The sequence below is a fragment of the Streptomyces sp. NPDC051218 genome, from assembly GCF_044455475.1.
Classification (GTDB): domain Bacteria; phylum Actinomycetota; class Actinomycetes; order Streptomycetales; family Streptomycetaceae; genus Streptomyces.
The window spans coordinates 1-19,539 of the sequence record NZ_JBITEU010000026.1; the positions used below are offsets into that span (position 1 = coordinate 1).

Consider the following 19,539-nt stretch of genomic DNA (forward strand, 5'->3'; position numbering starts at 1 on the left):
TTCCGCTCCCGCTCCGCGGGAGCGGACATGGGACGCTGCGCGTCCCATGTCAACTACGTTACTGCGCAACATAGTTGACGCTCCGTCCGCTGCGCTCCCGGAGCTTACGGGGGCTGCGCCCCCGTAGTGGCTTCCGCTGCGCTACAGCCACCTATGACGCTCCGCGTCACCAGGCGTGCCATGCTCCACATGGCCCACCAACGGGCCTGACGGCCCGGCAGTAGGGGGTGGTGGGCTGCCGGGGGTGTGGAGTAGCTGAGGTTGTGTCTTGCTTCAAAATGTATTACAGATGGAGTCTCGATCGGATGGGACCCTCCGATCCGCCTCGCGGATGATCGTGTTGTCGCCGGTCAGTGAAACTGCGCGGGGTTCACGGTCGTTCCAAGACGCTGGACGATCGAGCGGTGTATCGGCTGGCTCATGCACCACCGCAGGCTCGCCCGCGACTACGAAACCCATCCACACCGGTCCGAAGCCATGGTCCACCTCGCAATGATCGACCTCATGGCCCGCCGCCTCACCGGCGAAAACACCCCCGACTGGCGCGGAACCTGACCTGGGATCAAACACACCTCACAGGGCAAAACGCTCAGTCAGGCTATGGGGGTGCCGTGGCCGGCAACCGGCCGCAATCTGTACGAGAAGGGCATCCCCTACCGCTTCGCTGCTGCCTCAGCGGTGCGCAGACCGCAGGTACATCGGCAAGACGGTGCGCATGAGTTGTTCGCCGCGGGTGGTGATGGCCTCGAAGTCGCTGCGGGCCATGGCGGCGAAGTTGGTCGGGTAGGAGGCGACCGCGCTGCGCGGAACGAGGTCGGCTGGCGGCGCGGGCAGGCGGTCGTCCTTCATTCCGAGATAGGCAAGGGCGAAACCGTCGATGCGTCCGCTCGCGGCCCACTCGTGCAGGCGGGCGCGGGCGGAGTCCTGAGCCTTGCGGTGGACGGTGGCGAAGGAGCGGCTGAGGCGCCCGAGCATGAAGTGCGGTGCCTTCAGTGCGAGCTCCCCCAGGCCGGCGTCGCAGGAGATAATGAAGGGCACGTCGTAGACGTGCTGGGTGTGGTGCGGTGAGCGTCCCGGTTCGAGGACGGACAGGCCGAGGTTGTCGTAGACGCCGCCGTCGGTGAGCAGCACGGTGTGCTGCTGGTGGTGTCCGTCGCGGTGCTGGAAGGTGAAGGTGCTTTCCAGGGCTGGCAGGAGCGCGGGGTAGGCGGCGGAGGCGGCCACGGCGATGGCGACGTGGACGGGTTCGGTGATGGTGCCGTAGCGGGAGCAGCCGCTGCGGGTGCTGCCGAAGCGAACCGCGTTGGTGGTGGCCAGGTCGGTGGCGGTGAGGACGACGTCGAGGCCGGGGTGGGTGACGTCGGCCAGGGTGGTGGTGCCGAACGCCTTGTGGGCGAGGACGGCGGCCAGGGCGTCGGTGCGGTTGGCGGGGCGGGCGACGGTGACCTGGGTGGTGCGGGTGAACAGCTGGCGGGTGCCTGCGCGGGCGGCCGCGGTGAGGTTGCGGGCGGCCGCGGAGGGTTTGAATGCCTGGCGTGCGATGTCCAGTTGTAGGCCGGAGCGCAGCAAGTCGGTGGTGCGGGCGTCGAAGTCGGCGAAGTCCGGCGGGCCGTAGGCCCACAGTGCGGCGAGGAGGGAGCCGCCGGAGATGCCGGAGACGACGCGGATGTAGTCGAGGAGATCGCGGTCGTGCAGGGCGCGCAGGCAGCCGAGGTGGAAGGCGGCGGCGCGGGAGCCGCCGCCGGACAGGGCGAGGCCGATGGTGCGGGTCATGAGCGGGAGCCCTTGCGTGGGACGGGGACGGGACTGTGGGGGCGGGTGGAGTAGCCTCCGGGCCACCACTGCACGGGGCCGAGGTGAGCGGGTGGTTGCGGCGGGGGCGGCTGGGCCGTGACCGAGGCGGTGCGGGCGGCGAGGTGGGCGTAGAGGTCGGGGCTGTCCCCGGTGGCGAGCCACTGGTGCCAGACGGGGGGTGGTCCTCCGGCGATGAGGACGAGAGCGCGGGCGGGGGCGTCGTCCAGCGGGAGGGTGAGGCTGGTCATGGCGGCGCGGTCGGTGGCGCTGGGCTGGGCAGCGGTGTGCGGGTGGGTGTGCCACATGCCCAGGAAGCGGCTGATGTTGCCGGTAGCCTTCCGGCGGGCGGTGAGGTGGCCGCTGACGCCGTCCAGGCCGTGCTGGAAGTAGGCCTCGGTCAGCAGGGAGTCGGGGGGCGGGCCGGTGGCCTCGTCGATGAAGATCACACCGGTCGCGTCGTCGACGGCGCCGAGCAGGGTGCCGCCGGTTTCCACGCGCGGGCCCCGCACTCGGGCACCGCGGCGGGCTTCCGCGCGCATCTCGGCCAGTGCGGTGGGGGTGATGCGCACGTCGTAACCGGTGGCCTCGTCCGTGGTGAGGGTGTCGTTGAGCCAGGTCAGCCAGCGCGGCTCGGACGGCTGGGTGCTGGTGGGGCCGGTGGGCATGCGGACGATGAGGACGGCCATGGTGTGCCGGTCGGCGGGTTCGGACAGGGCGTGGAGGACGCCGGTCGCCAGTTGTCCGGCCAGTGCTGTGACGTCGGCGGCCGATCCGGTGAAGGTGGCGTCCGAGCAGCCGGGTTCGGGCTGGAAGAGCTCGGTCGGGGGTGTGGTGGGGAAGAAGTCGTCGATCAGGTCGTCGAAGGCGCGCGTGGCATCGGCGTGCGCGGCCAGCGCGGTGCGCCGCAGGATGTCCGTGCCACCGCCGGTGGCACCGCGGGGTGAGATGGCGGCGATGCCGCGGGTGGCGTGGTGGCCGATCATCAGTGTGGCCAGGTGGGGCCAGGGGTCGGTGTCGGTGCGGCGGGCGCGTTCGAGGTGGGCGCGGACGATGCGGTTGGCGGTGCAGTCCCAGATCAGGTCGAAGGTGTGCAGGTCGAGGGCGGACAGCCGGGTGGTGACATTGCCGACGAGGGCTTCGACACGGGTGGCGTGGGGGTCGATCCGGTTGAGGCGGTCGGCCAGGACCCTCGCCTTGGAAAAGCCGATGTCGGCGTCCGTATAGGGCTGGCGAGCCAGGATTCCGGGGTGGACGAGTCCGTGGTCGGCGACGGTGAGGTGCGCGGCTCCGGCGCGGGCGCACATGTCGGCGACGGGTGCTCCCAGGGCGCCCGCGCCCAGGACGAGGATGCGTTTGCCGCGCAGCCAGGCCGCGGGGCTGGCGTGGTCGCGTCGGATCGTGACCTCGGGCCGGGCTTCGTAGACGCGCATCCACCGGGTGCTCTGGCGGTCGAGCCAGTCGGTGCCGAACCGGACGACCTCGTCGCCCAGTTCGGCCAGGTACGCATGCCCGCTGAAGGCAGTGTCGGCGGCCAGGCGCCCGACCTGATCGGCGAAGTCGGGCAGGTGCCAGGCCACCAGGTGCGTCCGGCGCGGCCCGTCGCCGGCGATACCCCGCGAGGGGGTGCCCAGCAGCAGGTGCACCGGCGCGGCTGGGGTGTCCTCGTCGTCCCCTGTCGACGCGGTGGCGTCGGCGTCGGGGCACAGCAGGGTGCGGTTGTGGCCTGTGACGAATCCCGTCAGCCCCAGCAGCAGGCGCGGCGTGATGTGGTCGCGGGCCATGGATTCCAGCAGCTCGCGCGCGGTGAGCGGGTATTCGAACGTCAGGTGCTTCGTGGTGACGACGACGGGGGCGAGGAAGGCGCGGGCGCCGGCCGGAAGCGCGGCGCTCTCCCGCAACTGTTCCAGGCTGTCGGGCCAGGGGTCCTCGACGGGGAGCCAGCCCACGACGTCGCATCTGATGTCGTTGACCTGGTGCAGTACGGCGGCGCCCAGCCACGGCCCGTCCGGTCGTGCGACGGGCGCGTCGTGGCGGATCACGAGGAGTCCCGCGGTGTGGTCGGTCAGGGCGTTCGGGGGGTGCAGGGGTTCGCCGGGCCGGTCCAGTTGTCCCGCGGCGGCCGCCTCGAACCAGTCCAGGAGGCGGGTGATGAATCCGTACATGCCATCAGCCGGATCCCACTCGGTCGCCGTCGAGCGGTACAGGCACAGGTGGCGGCCCCAGTTGACGTGCGGGGCGCCGGCGAAGCGGGTGTGCCGGGTTTGCACGCTAGGGGCGGTGAAGGGGAAGTTCGGAGGGATCCGAAGGGTGGCCGCCTCGACGCTGCGCAGCCGCAGGCCGTCCTGGGTGGGCGGCAGGTTGGCGCAGTCGACGCTGATGCGGGCCTCGACGTACCCGTCGGCTGTGGCGGCCACGTGGGTGGCCGCCACCGATCCTCGAGATGCCTGGACGATCCGGTGCAGTTGGTCGAGGGCGAGCTGCTGGCCCTCGGTGAGCTCCAGGGTGGTGCTGTCCTTCACGCGGCACCGAACCCGATCTGTACCGCGGGCTCGGCCTTGTCGCCCCTGGCCTGCTGCACACCGGCGCGCGCGGCGTCCGTACCCCGCGGGTGCGGCAGGCCGGCACCGGCAGCGAAGGCCGCGGCCGGGTAGCGGGAGGCACCCAGTGCGGCCAGCAGCCGGCGTCCCCCGCCCGCGGCCTCCAGCATCCGGGCCTTGTTCTCCAGGTCGGCGACGTCCACCAGTTCGAGGCCCAGGCCCGGCTCCAGGGCGAAGACCACCGGACGGGGTTCCTCCTTGGAGGGGTACTCCCCCGTGCACAGCACCTCGTAGTCGGTGATCGACGCGTAGGCGTCCCGGGCCAGCAGGTGCGGCGGGTTGTTGCCCTTCTCGTCCTTCTCGCGGAAGGGCAACGAGCTGGCGATCACCCGGGCGTCCGGGCTGGCATGCGCCTGGAGCAGATCGAGAAGGTCCTGCTTGAGCTCCTCCTCGCCGTCCTCGCCCTCGGCGTACATGGCCTTCTTCGAGCAGTGGTGCGGAGAGAGCAGCACGTCCCACTCCACCCGGTCCGCGTTGCCCGCGGCTTCACTGTTCTCGAAGATCATCTTAATGATGGGGTAGGCGAGGTCGCCCAGGAACAGCAGTCGGCCGACTGTGCCGTCACTGGCCTTCAGCTGTACCTGCAGGGCCAAGGACGTGTCGTTGCGGTCGCCGGCGCAGTGGTCCTTGAACGGTGCGTGGACGAACGCCTCGAACCGGTCCTCGACGTCCTGGCCGTCGATCTTGTTGATCACGTCGCCGGGGAAGGTGAAGTACTCGTCGGGCAGTTCGGCGTAGGAGTGCAGTTCGCGGTCCTCGTCGTAGCCGATGATGCGCACCCGGTCTCCGCTGGCCGGCTCCTTGCCGTCCTTGACAGCCTTGAGGGTGGCGTCCACGCGTCGCTCGACCTCGTCCTGGAAGCGCTGTGCGTCCTCGCACATCGGCTTGTCCTCGGACAGTTCGCGCCACAGCCGGGGCGTCGCCCAGATCTCCCCGATCAGGATGGAGCTCTCCAGAAGGTCGCCGAAGCCGCAGCAGTGGTCCGAGTCGGCGTGGGTCAGGGCGAAGACCGCCAGGTAGGGCGTCGTGCCGTCGGGTCGCGGGAGGGTCTCCTCCAGGCGGTCAATAACGGCGGCGACCACCGCGTCGTCCTCGTCGGCGGCCTTCATGTCCCGCAGGTCCACCTGCATGACCAGGTTGTCGCCGACCACGATCGTGGTGGAGTCCCCCGTGCCCACCGGCCAGAACACCACCCCCTGTCCGGGAAGTTCCGTCTCCACCATGTCGTACCTCTTCACTCGATGTTGATCAACTAGCGTTAAAAGCAGACAAGTTCACTGGAAATCAGGTCTACCACGCGCCACTGACAACGCAGCCTCCATCAGGCAGCGCAGCGCCTTCCCCGGCCGCTGCCGGCGGCGTCGTCGTCGTGGCGTTAGGGCCGACCCGGTCTCTCCCAACCGCTCCACTTAATGTGCTGGGCATCCGTTCTGAAAGCGCCCGCCCGGGACTGCGAATACGAGACCGTGGCGGAGTGCCCCATGACCTTGGCCTACTGCGGACCGCTCCCTTGCCGAGGGAGACGACCTCGTCGCTGATCTACCGCATCGCCAGCCGCTACGGACTGAAGGCCAAGGCGTTGCGGTCCTGTTGGCGCTGGCGCAACCACCGGCCCAAGCACGAGGGCGGGACCTGTCGGGCAGATGCCGAGGTGCTGCTGAATGCGGCTGGACGGCAGCTCCTGGCAGGCCTGTGCGGCGTCGAGGAGGGTGTGCTGGCGCGGGCTTTGCCGTCCTGGGGGCGGGAGGATGCCAGGCTGCCTGCCGCGGATGCCGGGGAGCCGGCGGCGGCGTGGCGGATCGGTGGTGCGGTGGCCGGTCCGGTGGCGTTCGGCTGTCGTCTGTGCACGGCCCGGCGTACGGGGGCGGCTGGGCCGGCGGTGCTGTACGTCCCGCGGTGGAACCGTGTGTGTGTCCGGCACGGGCGGTGGCTCCTTGGTGCGGATGCCGACCAGCCCCATGAGTACTTGGACGTGCGGCGCCTGCCGGAGGTGGTCGCGGCGCGGTTGCGGTGGGCGGGGGTGGCGCGGCGGGCGGTGCGGGCGGGGGCCGAGCCGGAGCGGGTGTTCGCGTTGGCGCACGCGGTGGTGGCCCGCTGGTGGGAGCAGGCCCTGCGCTGGGAGCGGGAGAAGATCTGGCCGCGGCGGCTGCATCAGGTCGCGGGCGGTGATGCCGGGGGTGATCTGGAGCGGTGGCGGATCGTGGGGCGGGACGCGGTGGTCTTTCCCGAGGTGGTGGCCGTGGCCGATGTGTTGCTTGACCCTGCTATGGCTCAATTGGTGTGGGTGGACAGTGGTGCCGGGCAGCCGCGAGTGCTGTCCGTCGACGGGTTGTTCTGCCGTCGGCTCGGTGAACGGGTAGGCCGGGAGTGGCTGGGGCCGCTGGCCGCGGCGGACCATGGCGGTCCGCTGATCGCGTGGATGGGCAGCGTGATCCGGCTGCGCCGTGGGGCGGGTGGGCCCCACGGATACGACAACGACCCCTGGTGGCTGCGCCGGGAGCATCAGCCGGTGACGATGGCGGGGCAGTTGCGGGTGCTGGGCAAGGAGAAACGGGCACCGGGCTCGGGGACGATGTGGCGGACGGTGGTGCCGCCCGAGCAGCGGATGCGGATCGGCAGTCTCATCGGCAGTGCCGAGGAGCAGTTGCTGCAGCTGCGCGGCGTGCAGAGCGGGCCGACCGCCGAGGTCGCCCGGCAGCTGCTTCAAGGCCTCGGTCACAGTGCCGGTCTGGTCGAGGCGGCCTGGAAGCGGACCGCGGTGGCGGCAGTGAACGGCGGGGTACCGCTGGAAGAGGTGGCCCGGTGGGCGGATATGTCCCCCGGGACACTGAGGAGCATGCTGACGGCAGGCGGGCAGGAAGACGGCGGTTGAGAGCAAGGCAGGACCGGGCGCATCGGCTGTTAGCTGATAGAGCACTCGTTTGTGGCAGAAACCCTGAAAACGGCGGCACCTGTCAGCAGGAGCGGCTTGGCTGACGCGGGTGATCAGCACAGGAGGGGTCCGGCCCGGGGGCCGGGCAGGACGAGAGGCCGTGGATCCTCGCAGCGGGTTCGAGGCGGTGTTCCTCGATCCGGTGGGGCAGTCGGTTCAGCAGCGGTGGGCGGATGCCTCGGTGGCCGTGGCGTTCGAGGAGTTGCCGCCGGTGTCGGCGTTCCCGGCGATCCCGGGGCGCCGCTGGGGGCCGGGTCTGTGGTGGTCGGCGACCACCGGGCGGCACGTGGCCGCAGGGTCGAACGCGATGCGCGCCCAGCTGATGGTCCTGGACCGCGACCCCGATGTGACCGGGCTCGCGGGGCGTCCGGTACGGCTGTTGTGGCGCGAGGAGCGGGGCCGGGTGCGTTCCTGGGTGCCGCAGTTGTTCGCCCGGTACCGCGACGGCACGGGTCTGCTGGCCGACTGCCCCAGCCACCCGGAGGCCGGCGGCGACCGCGCGGTGAAGGCCGCCGAAGCGGTGGGCGCGGCGTGTGAGGAGATCGGCTGGGCCTACCGGCGCCTTGCGCCGCTCGACGACGTCCTGGCCGCCAATCTGAAATGGCTGGCTGGCTACCGCCACCCCCGCAACGCCGGCCGCCCCGGCCTGACGCCTGCGGTTGTGGAGGCGTTCGCTCGGCCGCGGCCGCTGATCAAGGGCGCTGAAGAGGCCGGTGACCCGATCGAGATTCTCCCCGCCGTCTTCCACGCACTATGGAACGGAAAGCTGAAGACAGACCTGGAGAAGCCACTGCACGAGCGCACCCTGGTCGGTCCTGCGGACTGGAGTGGCCCGGGTCGCACGGCGGGAGGGGCCCGGTGACCGCGCGGCGCAACGCCCGGCCGGCGGTGAAAGTCGGGGCGCAGGTCCGTTTCCGCGGTGTGAAGTGGCAGGTGGTCGCCCTGTCCGGGCAGGTGATCCATCTCGTCGGCCCGGACGGCGGTGGCGAGGCGGTGCTCGCCGGGTACCTGTTCGCCGATCCCGGCTTCAGCGTCATCGGGGCCGATGTACCGCAGACGGCCCCGCGGTGGGGACTGTTCGAGACCGCCCCCGCCGCGGCGCGGGAGAAGGCCCTGGCCTGGCAGCGGCATGTGCGGGAAGTCGAATGCGGCCTTGGCGACGGGCCCGGCAGTGCTGGAGCGGTGCGGGAGCAGTACGACCCCGCACGGCACACGCTGGCCGAGCGGGAACAGGCCAAGGCCGAGGAGCTGACCGCCCTCGGCTTCGGCCGGGTGTCGCGCACCACAGTTCAGCGCATGCGCCTGGCCTACCGCAAACAAGGCCTGTGGGGGCTCCTCGACCACCGCACCACCCGTACCCCCAGCCCCACCGGGCGCTCCGACGAACGAGTCGTCGCCGCCGTCCGTGAAGCGCTGCGCCGCCGGCGCGGGCGCTCCAAAGGCACCATCAACGGCCTGTTCCCGCTCATCAACCAGATCCTTCAGGAACAGCACGGCCCCGGTACGGTGCCTGTCCCGTCCCAGGCCACGCTGTACCGGCTCGTCACCACACTCGCCCGCCCCGGCGAACTACCCAGTGGCCCGGTCCGCCAGGTGCCCGCGAGCTTCGAGGGGCGGGCCTTCACCCCCGCCACGGCGCTGCGGCCGGGCGAGCAGGTCCAGATCGACACCACCCGCCTGGACGTCCTGGCCCTCTTCGACGACGGCACCCTCGCCCGCCCCGAACTCACCATCGCCATCGACGTCGCCACCCGCGCCATCCTCGCCGCCGTGCTGTGCCCCAGCACGACCAAAGCCGTCGACGCGGCCCTGCTGCTCGCGGAGATGGCCGTCCCGCACCCCGCCCGACCCACCTGGCCGGACATCCTGCGCATGGACCACGCCCACGCACTCCCCCACCAGCGGCTGGCCACCCTGGACGAGCGCCTGGCCGGTGCGGCGGCCCGGCCGGTCGTCCTGCCCGAGACGCTCGTCGTCGACCGCGGCAAGATCTTCGTCTCCCGGGCTTTCACCGCCGCCTGCGAGAGCCTCGGCATCAGCGTCCAGCCCGCCCCACCGCACGCCCCCACCGCGAAGGGCATCGTCGAGCGCACCTTCGGCACCATCAACCACCTGTTCTGCCAGCACCTGCCCGGCTACACCGGCTCCGACGTCACCCGCCGCGGCCCCGACACAGAGAAAGACGCCTGCTACAGCATCGCCCAGCTCCAGGACCTCCTCGACGAATGGCTGGTGCACTACCACCACCGGCCCCACGCAGGCCTGCGCCACCCGATGATGCCCAAGAAGGCCCTCACGCCGAACCAGATGTGGGCCGTCCTCGTCGCCGTCACCGGATACGTACCCGTCCCGTTGACCGGCCGCGACTACCTCGAACTGCTGCCCGTGCGCTGGCAAGCCGTCACCCCCTCCGGCATCCGTATCCACCACCGCACCTACGACGCCGACCTCCTCGCCCCGCACCGCGGCCAGGCATCCTCCGTCGCGGGCCGGGGCGGGAAATGGGAGATCCACTACAACCCCCACGATGTGCGCCAGGTCTGGGTCCGCCTCCCCGACGGCGAGCTGACCGAGATTCCGTGGATCCACCGCGACCACGTCCACCGGCCCTTCGACGAACGCACCTGGCAGCACATCCAAACCCTCGCCCTGCACGGCAACCACAGCGACGCCGAGCAGTACGAAGCTGACCTCGCCGACGCCCTCGACCAGCTCATGCGCCGCGTCCACAGCGGCCTCGCCACCAGAACCGAACAGGCACTCCTGGCCCGCACCGCTCACGTCCCTCTCCCCGCAGCCCGCGACGGGGCCCCCGGCACCGAAGCACCCGGCGACAGTCCAGCACAGCTGGACGAAGACGACAGCATCGATGACCTCGACGACCTGCCCGACGACGACTTCAGCCCCGCCCCGGCCGCCGGATTCGGGCTCTACGACGCCTACGAGGAAGCCGACAAATGGTGAACCCGAGCCAGAGAAGCGCGGGCAGCACACAAGGCGGCAGCAGCGGAGCCGAGCCGTCCTGGCCGCTGACCACCTGGCAGGGCTGGCACCGTTTCGCGACCACCGACCCCGTCGTCCCTCCCCGGCCCGGCGACCCGCCCCGCAGCACGGAAGAACGCCTGGCCTACCACTCCGCGTTCGTCACCATCCGCACCCCCGCCATCCACGCCCTGGCCACCCAGGTCCGCACCCTGATGATCCTCGGCCGCCACCAGCAGACCACCGCACGGCCCTCCCTGATCGTCACCGGGCCCGCAGCAGCCGGGAAAACCACCGCCCTCCTGAACGTCGGGCGTACCTGCCACCTCGCCTACACCCGCAAGAACCCGCCGCCGCCCGGATCAGCGCACGCCGCGGTACCCGTCGCGTATGTCCTGGTCCCGCCCGGCGCCACCGCGAAAACCCTCATCACCGAATTCGCCCGCTACCTCGGCATCCCCACAACCGCGCGCATGACCCAGACCCAGATCACCGAAGCCGTCTGCCACACCTACACCCAGGCCGGTGTCCAGCTGGTGATGATCGACGAGATCCACCGCCTCAACCCCCGCACCACCACCGGCGCCCAAACCGCCGACCTCATCAAAGACCTCACCGAACGCCTCCCCGCAACGTTCGTCTACGCCGGCATCAACGTCACCGACACCCCACTGTTCACCGGCACCCGCGGCGCCCAACTCGCCGGACGCGCCACCCTCGTCGACTGCGGCCCCCTACCCGCCCGCCACGGCACCCGCCACCCCTTCCGCGACGTGATCACCGACATCGAAACCCATCTCGACCTCCAGCAGCACAAACCCGGCACCCTCCCCCGCCACGCCCCCTACCTCCACCAGCGCACCGCAGGCCGCATCGGATCCCTCACCCGACTCATCCGCCAAGCCGCCATCACCGCCATCAGCGACGGCACCGAACGCATCACCAAAACCACCCTCGACACGGTACGACTCGACCACCTCGCCGAAACCCACCACCGCCCCCACACCCGCAGCCGATAACCCCGCCCGCCAGGCAGCCGAAACAGCCCTGAACAGCACAAACACCAATCAGGCCATTACACGCCAGAACTACCTACAACACACCCAGCCACCCTCAACACAGAACACATAGCCCCAGCCCACACACCCCGCCCCAACCGCCTAAGCCACCAAACCCACCTCTCAACAAACCCACAACACCCCAGCCCAGCCACCTCACTGGGGTGCGGGGAGCGGGCACCTTCCCCACACGAGCCCGAGCGGCCCGCAATCCTCAAGACCATGGCCGAGACCCCCGACGGAGCCGTTCTCTCTGCTCGCACCCTGCCACGCGTCACCCCCCGTGCCGACTCCGACGGCCCGGACCACACACAGGCAGCACCCACCCCCGACTGGATCGGTGAAGCCCGCTCACTGATCAGCCACGAGACCGCACGGCACCTCGCCCCCGCCGCGAGCCGCCCCGTCCACGAACTCACCGAGTTGGAGATGACCCTCATCTGGGCATGGCGCCACGCCGGACCCGAAGACGCCCGAACCTGGATCAACCAACGTCTCGACGAGGAGTGGACCCCGCTCGACCTCCTCTCCGCGCTCCTCCCGTCCGACCGGGCACCCTTTCCCCTCATCGACAACGACACCCTGCAAAGCCTCAATGCCCTCATTGGCCTCGAAGGGCTGTACAACCGCTTTGGCCCGCTCCTCGACGCCCCAGACCCCGACAGCTCCCAGGACGAACACCGACAACGCATCCTCCAAGCACTCCGCGAACACCGAGCCCGAAACACCGGGCAGACAACTTGAGCGGGAGCTGAACAACCAGCCTCAACGGCTGCAGGCGATGCCCTCGAAGGCGGGACCAGAGACGGTTCTTCGCTCGCGTGGGGCGCCTGGTGGGAGCTGGGCGTAGTGCCATGCTGCCGCTATGGAGCAGCACGTGGGGTACCGGCGGCCAGGTGATCATGCAGGTGGCGGTCCTGCCAGCCAGGACATGCTGTCGCGTCAGCGCTCAGCAGTCACAGGGTCGTTAGTCTCAGGCCCTGACCCGATTCGCTGGAGCGGGAGAGCACATGCGTGAAGTCCTTGACGCTGAGCCATTGATGGGCGCCCTCCAGGCGTATCGCCATCTGCGCCCGACGCGTGCAGCGCGGCTGGTACCGGATGACGACTACGCAAGCCTGGTGGCGCTGGTCGAGCTTCTGTGCCAGACCTGGGGAGGGACGAGTTCCCTGCTGATCCCAGTCCGGGCCGCCAACGGCACTATGCACGAGCCGTATCCGGATCTTTTGCGGCGAAGCGAGGTGGACCGTCTCGTCGTTCCACCTGAACAGTCGGTGACAGGGGATATGTGGTCGGCCTTTCAGTCCATGGGAGAGCAAGCAGGCTTGCGGGTCGGTACAGGGTTGGGTGGGCACCCGGTTCTCCTGGTTGCTGCTGCTCGAAGCCCGGAGCAGCTCCGCGCGGTCACGTCCGTAACTGTGCCCGATCACAGCCCATGGGCCCTGGGCTATCTGATGACGTGCGGCCGGCTGCCGGTCAACCCGAACGGTGATCTCCTCGCGAGAGGAGGAGCCCAAGACGGCTTGCGGTACAGCGACGTGCTTGAAGTCCGGCATGAGGCGGTGACGGCACCGGGGCTTGCCGACCTGAAGGAACGGTTGAGTGGCGGGTGTCCCGTCGGCCTGAGTCGGATCGCCTTGTCGACGCGCAGATCGGCAGCGAGCGTGAGCGCCCTTGACGGTTGGCTCAACGAGCCAGGGGTGTGGTCGCGGCAGAACGCGGGCGACGTGGTTGTGCTGTACGAGCGGGAAAGCGTCGCTGACGCCTGCCTGTTGTGGAATCTGCGGGCACTGCATGGCTGGCCTGTCGGCCTGCCGCTGGGCCTTCCCTACCAGCGCAAAGCTGACGGCACACCAGACTTCCAACCAACCATCGAACTTCTCTGCGAGGTCAAGCAGCACTTCCGGATGCGAGGCCTCAGTGCCCATCCAGCCCTGGTATCCGCGAGCCTTTCCGCGTCGGAGCTGTCCGCGATCGCCGACGGCGCCACTGTGAATGGCGAGCAGCCGGAGACGCCCCCGTTGGACGACGTGTTGGCGCCTGCCCGCCCAGCGGCCCGCAGCACAGTCACATCCCTGACCTTTGAACAAGGGCACGCTCTGGTCCCGACCCGCACGGACGAGGACCGGGAGTGGCTAGGTGTCACTGGCGGACGGACGGTGCCTTTGAAGCTGACGGTCCAGGTCGACAGACGACCGGTTCCCGCGTCGACGGTGCTACGCGGCGCAAAGGCATCGTGGCAGTACGGAGGTGGTGGGTTCATCACCCTGGCCGGCGAGGACACCTTCCAGGAAGTGGTGTGGCCGCAGACGTGGACCATGCTTGAAGCAGTGGCCCACGACCACGGATTGAGAGTGGAAGCGTCGGCCAACGGCCGCCACGCCATGGCATTGACCAGGTTGCTTGGCGATCCCGCCGAGCTGCGCTGGCTAGGTCACCGTGGGCTGTTGGAGCTGCTCTACAAGACTGCAGCTAGCACCTCGATGAGCTGGTGGAAAAAACGCACGGACAAGCAAGCCAGGACCGTCGCTGATGCGCAGCGAAATCCCGAGCAAGCATTTGAGGAACTGAAAGCGCTCATCACCGACGTGAACGTCTCGCACGATCAGGAGACCTCCGGAACCCTCGACGTGAATCAAGTCCAGCAAGCGCTGCGCGGAGAACGCAGCACAGCAGAGACATGGCTGCGCTGGGCCGACGGACGGAAGCTGGTGCAGCGTCTCGTCCAGCTCAAATGCGAGCACTGCCGGAACAAACTGCTGCTGGAGCTGGGGCAAGCCGTACCGCCACTGCCCTGCCCGCGCTGTGGACTGATCATGACGGCTCCGTTCAACCTTCTCAGCCTGCCCTTCCGGTACCGCCTGGCTGAACCGCTGCGTCGCTCCATCGACGACGACTCGATCTACCACGCGCTGATCATGAGATGGCTCATCTCCGTGTTCCAAACCCGACCAGGCCACCTCGTCGGCGCCTATCCAGGCGTCAACTTCTACCGCGGTGACCAGGAGATCGGAGAAGCCGACATCGTGCTGCTGTTCGCCGACGGCGCCGTGGTACCCGCCGAAGTCAAGCGCAGCGGCCGACAGTTGAACGTCGCCGAAGTAACCAAACTGCGAAAGATCGCTGAGGCACTCCACTCCCCCGCCATCGTTCTCGGTGCCGGCGACCTTCACACCGACTGCCCCACCGCCATCACGCACGACACGGGTGACGGTTCCTGCCGAGTGGTCACGGCCGACTACTGGCTGAACCCACAACCACGGCCGACCTTCGGGTGGCGGGACCTACCCCACTGGGACGCACAGCCGCACGAGGTACCAGACGTGTGCGAGCAGGAGAAGACCTACGCCAAGTTGCTCCGCTCCGCCGAGCAACGTGCCTTTGGCGCCGACGACCCCGTCCGCAACCTCTGGTAGAGCCGAACCATCACGCACCACGGCCACGGCCACGGCCACCGTCACCAGAGCCCGAAGAGGACAGCACTGAGTCGCCCGCCCTGCCGCCCTTCCCCCTATGAGACGGCGCAGCCACCTCGGCCTCGCTTGCGACATACCAACAATCGCTGGAGATGATCAGCGCTCAATACAGATGACAAGAACTGATCACGCACGCCTGCCAACCTGACAACCCACAGGCCAACGGCACGACATGACAGCACAACACCGCCACCGCCTTACACTCACCCGCCGAACTCCTCCCCCGCAAGCCAGCTATCCAACTGATCACCCCAGGTCACAGCACCACGCACTAATCACAAAAAACACTCCCGGACATGGACTCGCTGCGGAAACTGGGCGTCGGCTGGATCTGACGGTCGTGGAGTCACTCGCCATCTTCGTCAAGTGCGTCAAAGCTGTCGCTCAATGCCTCGTAGAAGGCGTCGTTGTCGTACTTGACGTTGATGTACTCCGGTTCGAAGAGGTCATCGTCTGGGTCGATGGTCTCGGATGACCGCATCACCTTGACCAAGAACTGCTGTGCATCGGCCAGCAGGTCTGGGTCGTCCAGCCAGACGCCGAATTCCAGACCGAGCCGCGAGCTCTTGGTTCCGTTGGTGCTGCCCAGCCAAAGCCGCTTGGGGGTGAAGCCAGTGACATCAGCGACGCCCGAAGGAGAGCCGTCTTCGTCGTGCCACCACAGGTGTCCAAGGAGGAACATCTTGGCGTGGATGAGCGGTACGGGCAGCTTGCCCGCCTTGCGGAACCCGAACGATCGGATGGTCGGGACTCGCAGTCCATCAGCCGGAGGCGTGTAGGGGCCTATGGCCGGAGGAGGGCCGTCGTAGCGAGAGGCAAGACCGGTCATCTCGGCAAAGACGTCGGCGGGAAAGCCGCTCCCCTGGTCCGCATATTGCTTGAGCCGCTCGAACCTGTCCCGGCCCCGCTTCTTCAGCTCCTGTTTCGTGACGACCACGCATGCGGAAGGAAAGCGGTCAATCCTGCTGAGGAGGTCTTGATCGTCTAGCCAGGGCACGCATCCAAGAACAGCAGCGCCCAGGGATCGGTACTGACGCCAGCGGCCCTCTGGATCGGTCAGGAACTCGTCCATCCCCGCGGTTAACCCACTGAGCACGTCCGTACCGAAGTAGGCGTTGCTGCTCCGCTGGCCGATCCCAGCCTGGTAGTGGAACGCCTCTGGAAACTTGTGCTCTTCGTCTTCCATCGTCCCGCCCCTTGCCCGTGTCTGAACCAGCACATTAATCGCGATGAACTGGCTGGAGGCGGGGCGGGCCACCATCAGATGGTGCTCAACGGCAAGAGCTGCGCGGGAGTGTGATGCGGGCCTCCGCCAGGACCATGCCGGTCGCCGGGTGCGGAACTCGACGCACTCGGCATGCCCTGGTAAGCAACTGCCGTCGATTGGACACACCCAGGGACGGTGGACGGGAGCCTTAGCGATCTTCGACGATAAAGCACGCCCGCTGGTAGAGCTCGTCGAACGTGATGATCTCAACGTCCTGGATCGATGTCCGGTACAGCTCAAAGGAGTTGATCTTCTCCGGGTTCACGGCGCCGTTATGGGTGAACTCACGGAGGCTCCCGATCACCACGACCTGCCGGGGGCGGGTGGTGGACAGTTCGACGCCGGTCGGGGTGCCATCGTCGTCGTACATGCGGGTGAGGAACTCGCGGGAGATGAGCTGCTGGGCCTTGCTGGCGGACTTCTGTACCTGCGCCACGCCGCCGCCCAGTTCTTTCGATGCTTGATACACGCCCGCGCGGTATGGGGTCTTGGCGAGCAGCTCCGTGTCGTGTGACTTGATTTCGCAGAAGAGCATGCTGCTGATCAGGCCCTTGGACCGCATGATGGCATCGATGCGTTTCCCGGCTCCGCCGAAGATGTTGGCGCCGGTGGTGATGCGTTCCAGTTTTCCGTCGTCGATGGATTCGCAGGCGATGAGGTTGAGTCCGTATCCGAAGATCCACTGGTTTGCCTCGAAGAAGGCCTGCCAGACCGCCTCCGCCCCGCGCGTCGTTGCCAGGCTCTCTTCCTGCTCGAAGTAGTCCGGGTCGGTCAGTAACCTCTCGAAACGGTGGAGTTGTTCTCTGCGGTTGCTGATCAAGCGGATGTCGTCCTCGGTGAGCCCGCCGCCGATCGCGGTTCTGACCGCCCCGAGAATCATCGTCCGGTCCTGGCCGGTCAGCAGCTGGGTCAGCTGGTCCTGGTCCCCGGCCACGAGCTGGAGGGAGCCGCCGGGCGTGCTCAGGCCGGCGCAGCCCTGGAGGAAGTTGATGACCTTCCAGAAGTTCTCGTGGACGTCCCCGGTGTCGACGAGAGCCTTGACGGCCCGGGTGGCCCCGTTGTCGGGCACCGACTGCGTGCCGGATACCTCACCGGCCTTCTTCTTGTCCTTCTTCCACAGCTTGACCCTCGGCGTGAAGGTGTTGCCCTTCTTGATGATGGTGACGCTGCATAGCGTGGCCACCTGGGGCCGGTCGTCGAGGACGAAGTCGGTGATCATCCGACGTGCGCGGGTGTCGTAGAGGTAGTGGAACCCGCTGGTCTCTTGCGAGCCGCGGATCTCCAGGTCGGCGAAGTCCCCACGGGTGACGTCGAACTCGGTGGTGGAGAAGGGGAGGCGGAGTCCGCGAACGATGGGCGTGGAGGGTGCGGTGGCGTGGGAGCGCCAGTCCGGCGGGATGTTGGGCAGCGGACGGATATCGCCTTCGACCACGAGGCCCTGGACGTCGGTGCGTCCGAGCTGGCCAAGCAGGGTCTCCAGCGTCTGCCAGATGATCTCTTTCGTCTCCGGGGCGCAGGTGGGCTCGATGTCGCGTTCCACGGTCAAGACCGCCTCGTAGGTGTCTGCCGTCCAACCGTCACCAGGCATGGGGTTGAAGAAGCCGCCGTCGCGGCGCAGGGTCAGGACAGCTGTGCGCAGCAGGTCGCATGCCATCTCCTCGCCGGCGCAGTCCAGGAGGCTGTAGGTCTGGCCGAGGACCAGGTCGAGCTTGCCCGTGTCGTCGTCGTTCAGCGGCAGCGGGATCAACGGGCCCGTGGGCGGAAGTCGAACCGGCGTGTACATAGGGCGGCCGGAGAGAAAGTCGTAGGGACGCAGGCCCCATCCGTCCGGTGCCAGCAGCCGGTTCAGCTCCTCGACCTGCTTCCTCGCCTCCTCCACGTCGGCCGCGACCTCGGGATGGACGGTTCGTGCCAGGAAAGCGAGCAGCACCTCGTCCGGCCCGTCGGAGAGCTCCAACCGAGAGTCCTCGAAGATCCAGTCGTCAGGCAGGTCGTAGTTGTTGAACCGGTGCTGCTGGATGTCGGCGCGAACAGTTGGCAGTCCGCTGATCCCGGACGTAGGTCGGTCCAGGTCGTAGAGGTCCTCCAGGAATGTGACCTCATCCAGTTTCCCCCACCAGGGGCTCGATATCTCGCGCAGGTAGTTGAAGATGTCGTGCCGCGTCACCGTTGTGATCGATGGCTGCGCGTGTGCCAGGGCGGGAGGGTCGTTGGACGTCATGTGTCCAGGATGGAGGGCAGGGCGGTCAAGCGCCGTTCGATCGGGACTTTAGGCAGTACCAGTTGGACGCGCGGCTGGAGCTGGGCTTGGAGTGGGCGCGGCACGGCATGGGGTGTTCTGTCGATTTGTCGGCGAGCCATCCTTCACGTGCCCTCTGCCTTGATGTAGACGCGGAAGGCCGTTTACTGGCCAGTCTGACGCTGGGATGCGGCGTGCAGAGCGAGAGCGTTGAGGGCGTCACCGGTCAGAGTGAGGATCTCTACGAACTGCTCCTCGGGTTCTCGTATTCCTCGACGCCGTCGATGACGAAGTGGGCGGTGAGACCGTCCTCGCGGGTGACCTGGATCTTGGCGCACTTCTTCAAGGCGCCTAGGCCGTAGAAGGCGGCGGGCCCCTTGGGGGTGTCGACGTGTCCGGCGATCACGGCGGTGCCGGTATTACGCCTGATCACCTGCGGCGGCTCGTTCAGCAAAGGCGACGGCTACTCCGGCAACGTCGTGGTCTACGCGCACCTGACAGGCGCCAGCTAGTCACCCGCCGCCCCTCCCCGCCCCCAGTACACGAGCTCGCTGCCGACACATCCTGCGCCGAGGATCGCAACAGGCCCCTACGGTGATCCGGTGATGACCAGAGACCCATCGCCGGTCCGCCGCGTCCCCCGCACCGTCAGATGCGGCGAAGAGTAGAGGAGCCGTGCACCGGCACCGCGCGCGCCGGGCGATCGTCGACGTGTCGTTGCATCAGTCCAGACGGGCAGCCGAGGTGTCGATCGCGACAGTGACGGTGCGGTTGTCGATGTCCCGGTCTGGGCAGGCCACCCGTCCGATTTCCCGACCGGTGAGTCAGGCGTCCGACATGGGGCGCGCTTCAGCACCAGCGCGGTGTTCTTCGTTGAGGCGTTGGGCTTCTTGGAGTTGGTCTTCGAGGATGACGATGCGGCAGGCGGCTTCGATGGGGGTGCCCTGGTCGACGAGTTCGCGGGCGCGGGCGGCGATGCGTAGTTGGTAGCGGGAGTAGCGGCGGTGGCCGCCCTCCGAGCGCATCGGGGTGATGAGGCGTGCTTCGCCGATGGCGCGCAGGAAGCCTTGGGTGGTGCCGAGTATTTCAGCGGCCCGTTCCATGGTGTAGGCGGGGTAGTCGTCGTCATCGAGACGGCCGATCGAGTCGTCTGCTGTCATTTCACCTCTCTATGAACCGCTCTGGGAACGCGTG

At 68.2% G+C, this 19,539-nt stretch carries 13 protein-coding genes and 2 pseudogenes; 8 read left to right on the top strand and 7 right to left on the bottom strand.

Features of this window, described 5'->3' with window-relative positions; genetic code table 11:
• Nucleotides 1-366: 366 nt before the first annotated feature.
• Nucleotides 367-555: pseudogene (locus ACIBCK_RS38840) on the top strand (IS5/IS1182 family transposase); the annotation flags it as partial.
• A 117-nt stretch (nt 556-672) separates the two neighbouring features.
• On the opposite strand, the gene ACIBCK_RS38845 reads toward ACIBCK_RS38840, so the two are convergent.
• The 3 genes from ACIBCK_RS38845 to ACIBCK_RS38855 are packed head-to-tail and all read right to left on the bottom strand — an operon-like array spanning nt 673 to nt 5,614.
• On the bottom strand, nt 673-1,773 hold the full coding sequence (locus ACIBCK_RS38845; RefSeq protein WP_399398045.1) for a patatin-like phospholipase family protein: 1,101 nt from the start codon (nt 1,771-1,773) through the stop codon (nt 673-675).
• Nucleotides 1,770-4,313, bottom strand: coding sequence for a ThiF family adenylyltransferase (locus ACIBCK_RS38850; protein ID WP_399398047.1), 2,544 nt, complete (start codon nt 4,311-4,313; stop codon nt 1,770-1,772). Before ACIBCK_RS38850 ends, ACIBCK_RS38845 begins: the two co-directional genes overlap by 4 nt.
• The gene (locus ACIBCK_RS38855; protein ID WP_399398049.1) at nt 4,310-5,614 is read right to left on the bottom strand and encodes a hypothetical protein; all 1,305 of its coding nucleotides are present in this window, start codon (nt 5,612-5,614) and stop codon (nt 4,310-4,312) included. The genes ACIBCK_RS38850 and ACIBCK_RS38855 overlap by 4 nt, the downstream gene beginning before the upstream one ends.
• A 287-nt stretch (nt 5,615-5,901) precedes the next feature.
• Between ACIBCK_RS38855 and ACIBCK_RS38860 the strand changes: the two genes are divergently transcribed.
• From ACIBCK_RS38860 to ACIBCK_RS38885, 6 genes are all read left to right on the top strand, one after another.
• Nucleotides 5,902-7,263, top strand: a complete 1,362-nt coding sequence (locus ACIBCK_RS38860; protein ID WP_399398051.1) for a DNA-binding protein — start codon at nt 5,902-5,904, stop codon at nt 7,261-7,263.
• 160 nt (nt 7,264-7,423) lie between these two features.
• Entirely contained in the window at nt 7,424-8,185 is a 762-nt protein-coding gene (locus ACIBCK_RS38865) for a TnsA-like heteromeric transposase endonuclease subunit (RefSeq protein ID WP_399398053.1), read from the top strand.
• Nucleotides 8,182-10,287: a Mu transposase C-terminal domain-containing protein gene (locus ACIBCK_RS38870; RefSeq protein ID WP_399398055.1), complete on the top strand. Its 2,106-nt coding sequence runs from the start codon at nt 8,182-8,184 to the stop codon at nt 10,285-10,287. The genes ACIBCK_RS38865 and ACIBCK_RS38870 overlap by 4 nt, the downstream gene beginning before the upstream one ends.
• Before the next feature lie 65 nt (nt 10,288-10,352).
• Nucleotides 10,353-11,324, top strand: coding sequence for a TniB family NTP-binding protein (locus ACIBCK_RS38875; protein WP_399398069.1), 972 nt, complete (start codon nt 10,353-10,355; stop codon nt 11,322-11,324).
• A gap of 261 nt (nt 11,325-11,585) precedes the next feature.
• Nucleotides 11,586-12,107 (top strand): hypothetical protein, encoded by a 522-nt coding sequence (locus ACIBCK_RS38880; protein ID WP_399398057.1) that lies wholly within the window; start codon nt 11,586-11,588, stop codon nt 12,105-12,107.
• A 266-nt stretch (nt 12,108-12,373) separates the two neighbouring features.
• A complete protein-coding gene (locus ACIBCK_RS38885; protein WP_399398059.1) occupies nt 12,374-14,779 on the top strand; it encodes a hypothetical protein in 2,406 nt (801 codons plus the stop codon).
• A gap of 406 nt (nt 14,780-15,185) precedes the next feature.
• Here the strand turns inward: ACIBCK_RS38885 and ACIBCK_RS38890 are convergent, their stop codons facing one another.
• From ACIBCK_RS38890 to ACIBCK_RS38900, 3 genes are all read right to left on the bottom strand, one after another.
• The gene (locus ACIBCK_RS38890; protein ID WP_399398061.1) at nt 15,186-16,025 is read right to left on the bottom strand and encodes a hypothetical protein; all 840 of its coding nucleotides are present in this window, start codon (nt 16,023-16,025) and stop codon (nt 15,186-15,188) included.
• 229 nt (nt 16,026-16,254) lie between these two features.
• Nucleotides 16,255-18,327, bottom strand: coding sequence for a Shedu anti-phage system protein SduA domain-containing protein (locus ACIBCK_RS38895; RefSeq protein ID WP_399398063.1), 2,073 nt, complete (start codon nt 18,325-18,327; stop codon nt 16,255-16,257).
• Nucleotides 18,328-18,586: 259 nt separating this feature from the next.
• On the bottom strand, nt 18,587-18,778 hold the full coding sequence (locus ACIBCK_RS38900) for a class F sortase (RefSeq protein ID WP_399398065.1): 192 nt from the start codon (nt 18,776-18,778) through the stop codon (nt 18,587-18,589).
• Between ACIBCK_RS38900 and ACIBCK_RS38905 the strand changes: the two are divergent.
• Nucleotides 18,765-18,857 (top strand): annotated as a pseudogene (locus tag ACIBCK_RS38905) (class F sortase); the annotation flags it as partial. The gene ACIBCK_RS38900 and the pseudogene ACIBCK_RS38905 sit on opposite strands and share 14 nt — an antisense overlap.
• A gap of 312 nt (nt 18,858-19,169) precedes the next feature.
• Here the strand turns inward: ACIBCK_RS38905 and ACIBCK_RS38910 are convergent.
• Complete coding sequence (locus tag ACIBCK_RS38910) at nt 19,170-19,505, bottom strand: MerR family transcriptional regulator (RefSeq protein ID WP_399398067.1); 336 nt, start codon at nt 19,503-19,505, stop codon at nt 19,170-19,172.
• Nucleotides 19,506-19,539 lie beyond the last annotated feature (34 nt).

What these genes read in the sequence shown, in the direction of transcription:
- ACIBCK_RS38845 (WP_399398045.1), bottom strand. Translation starts at nt 1,773, where the DNA reads ATGACCCGCACCATCGGCCTCGCCCTGTCCGGCGGCGGCTCCCGCGCC.
- ACIBCK_RS38855 (WP_399398049.1), bottom strand. Translation starts at nt 5,614, where the DNA reads ATGGTGGAGACGGAACTTCCCGGACAGGGGGTGGTGTTCTGGCCGGTG.
- ACIBCK_RS38880 (WP_399398057.1), top strand. Translation starts at nt 11,586, where the DNA reads ATGGCCGAGACCCCCGACGGAGCCGTTCTCTCTGCTCGCACCCTGCCA.
- ACIBCK_RS38885 (WP_399398059.1), top strand. Translation starts at nt 12,374, where the DNA reads ATGCGTGAAGTCCTTGACGCTGAGCCATTGATGGGCGCCCTCCAGGCG.
- ACIBCK_RS38890 (WP_399398061.1), bottom strand. Translation starts at nt 16,025, where the DNA reads ATGGAAGACGAAGAGCACAAGTTTCCAGAGGCGTTCCACTACCAGGCT.
- ACIBCK_RS38895 (WP_399398063.1), bottom strand. Translation starts at nt 18,327, where the DNA reads ATGACGTCCAACGACCCTCCCGCCCTGGCACACGCGCAGCCATCGATC.
- ACIBCK_RS38910 (WP_399398067.1), bottom strand. Translation starts at nt 19,505, where the DNA reads ATGACAGCAGACGACTCGATCGGCCGTCTCGATGACGACGACTACCCC.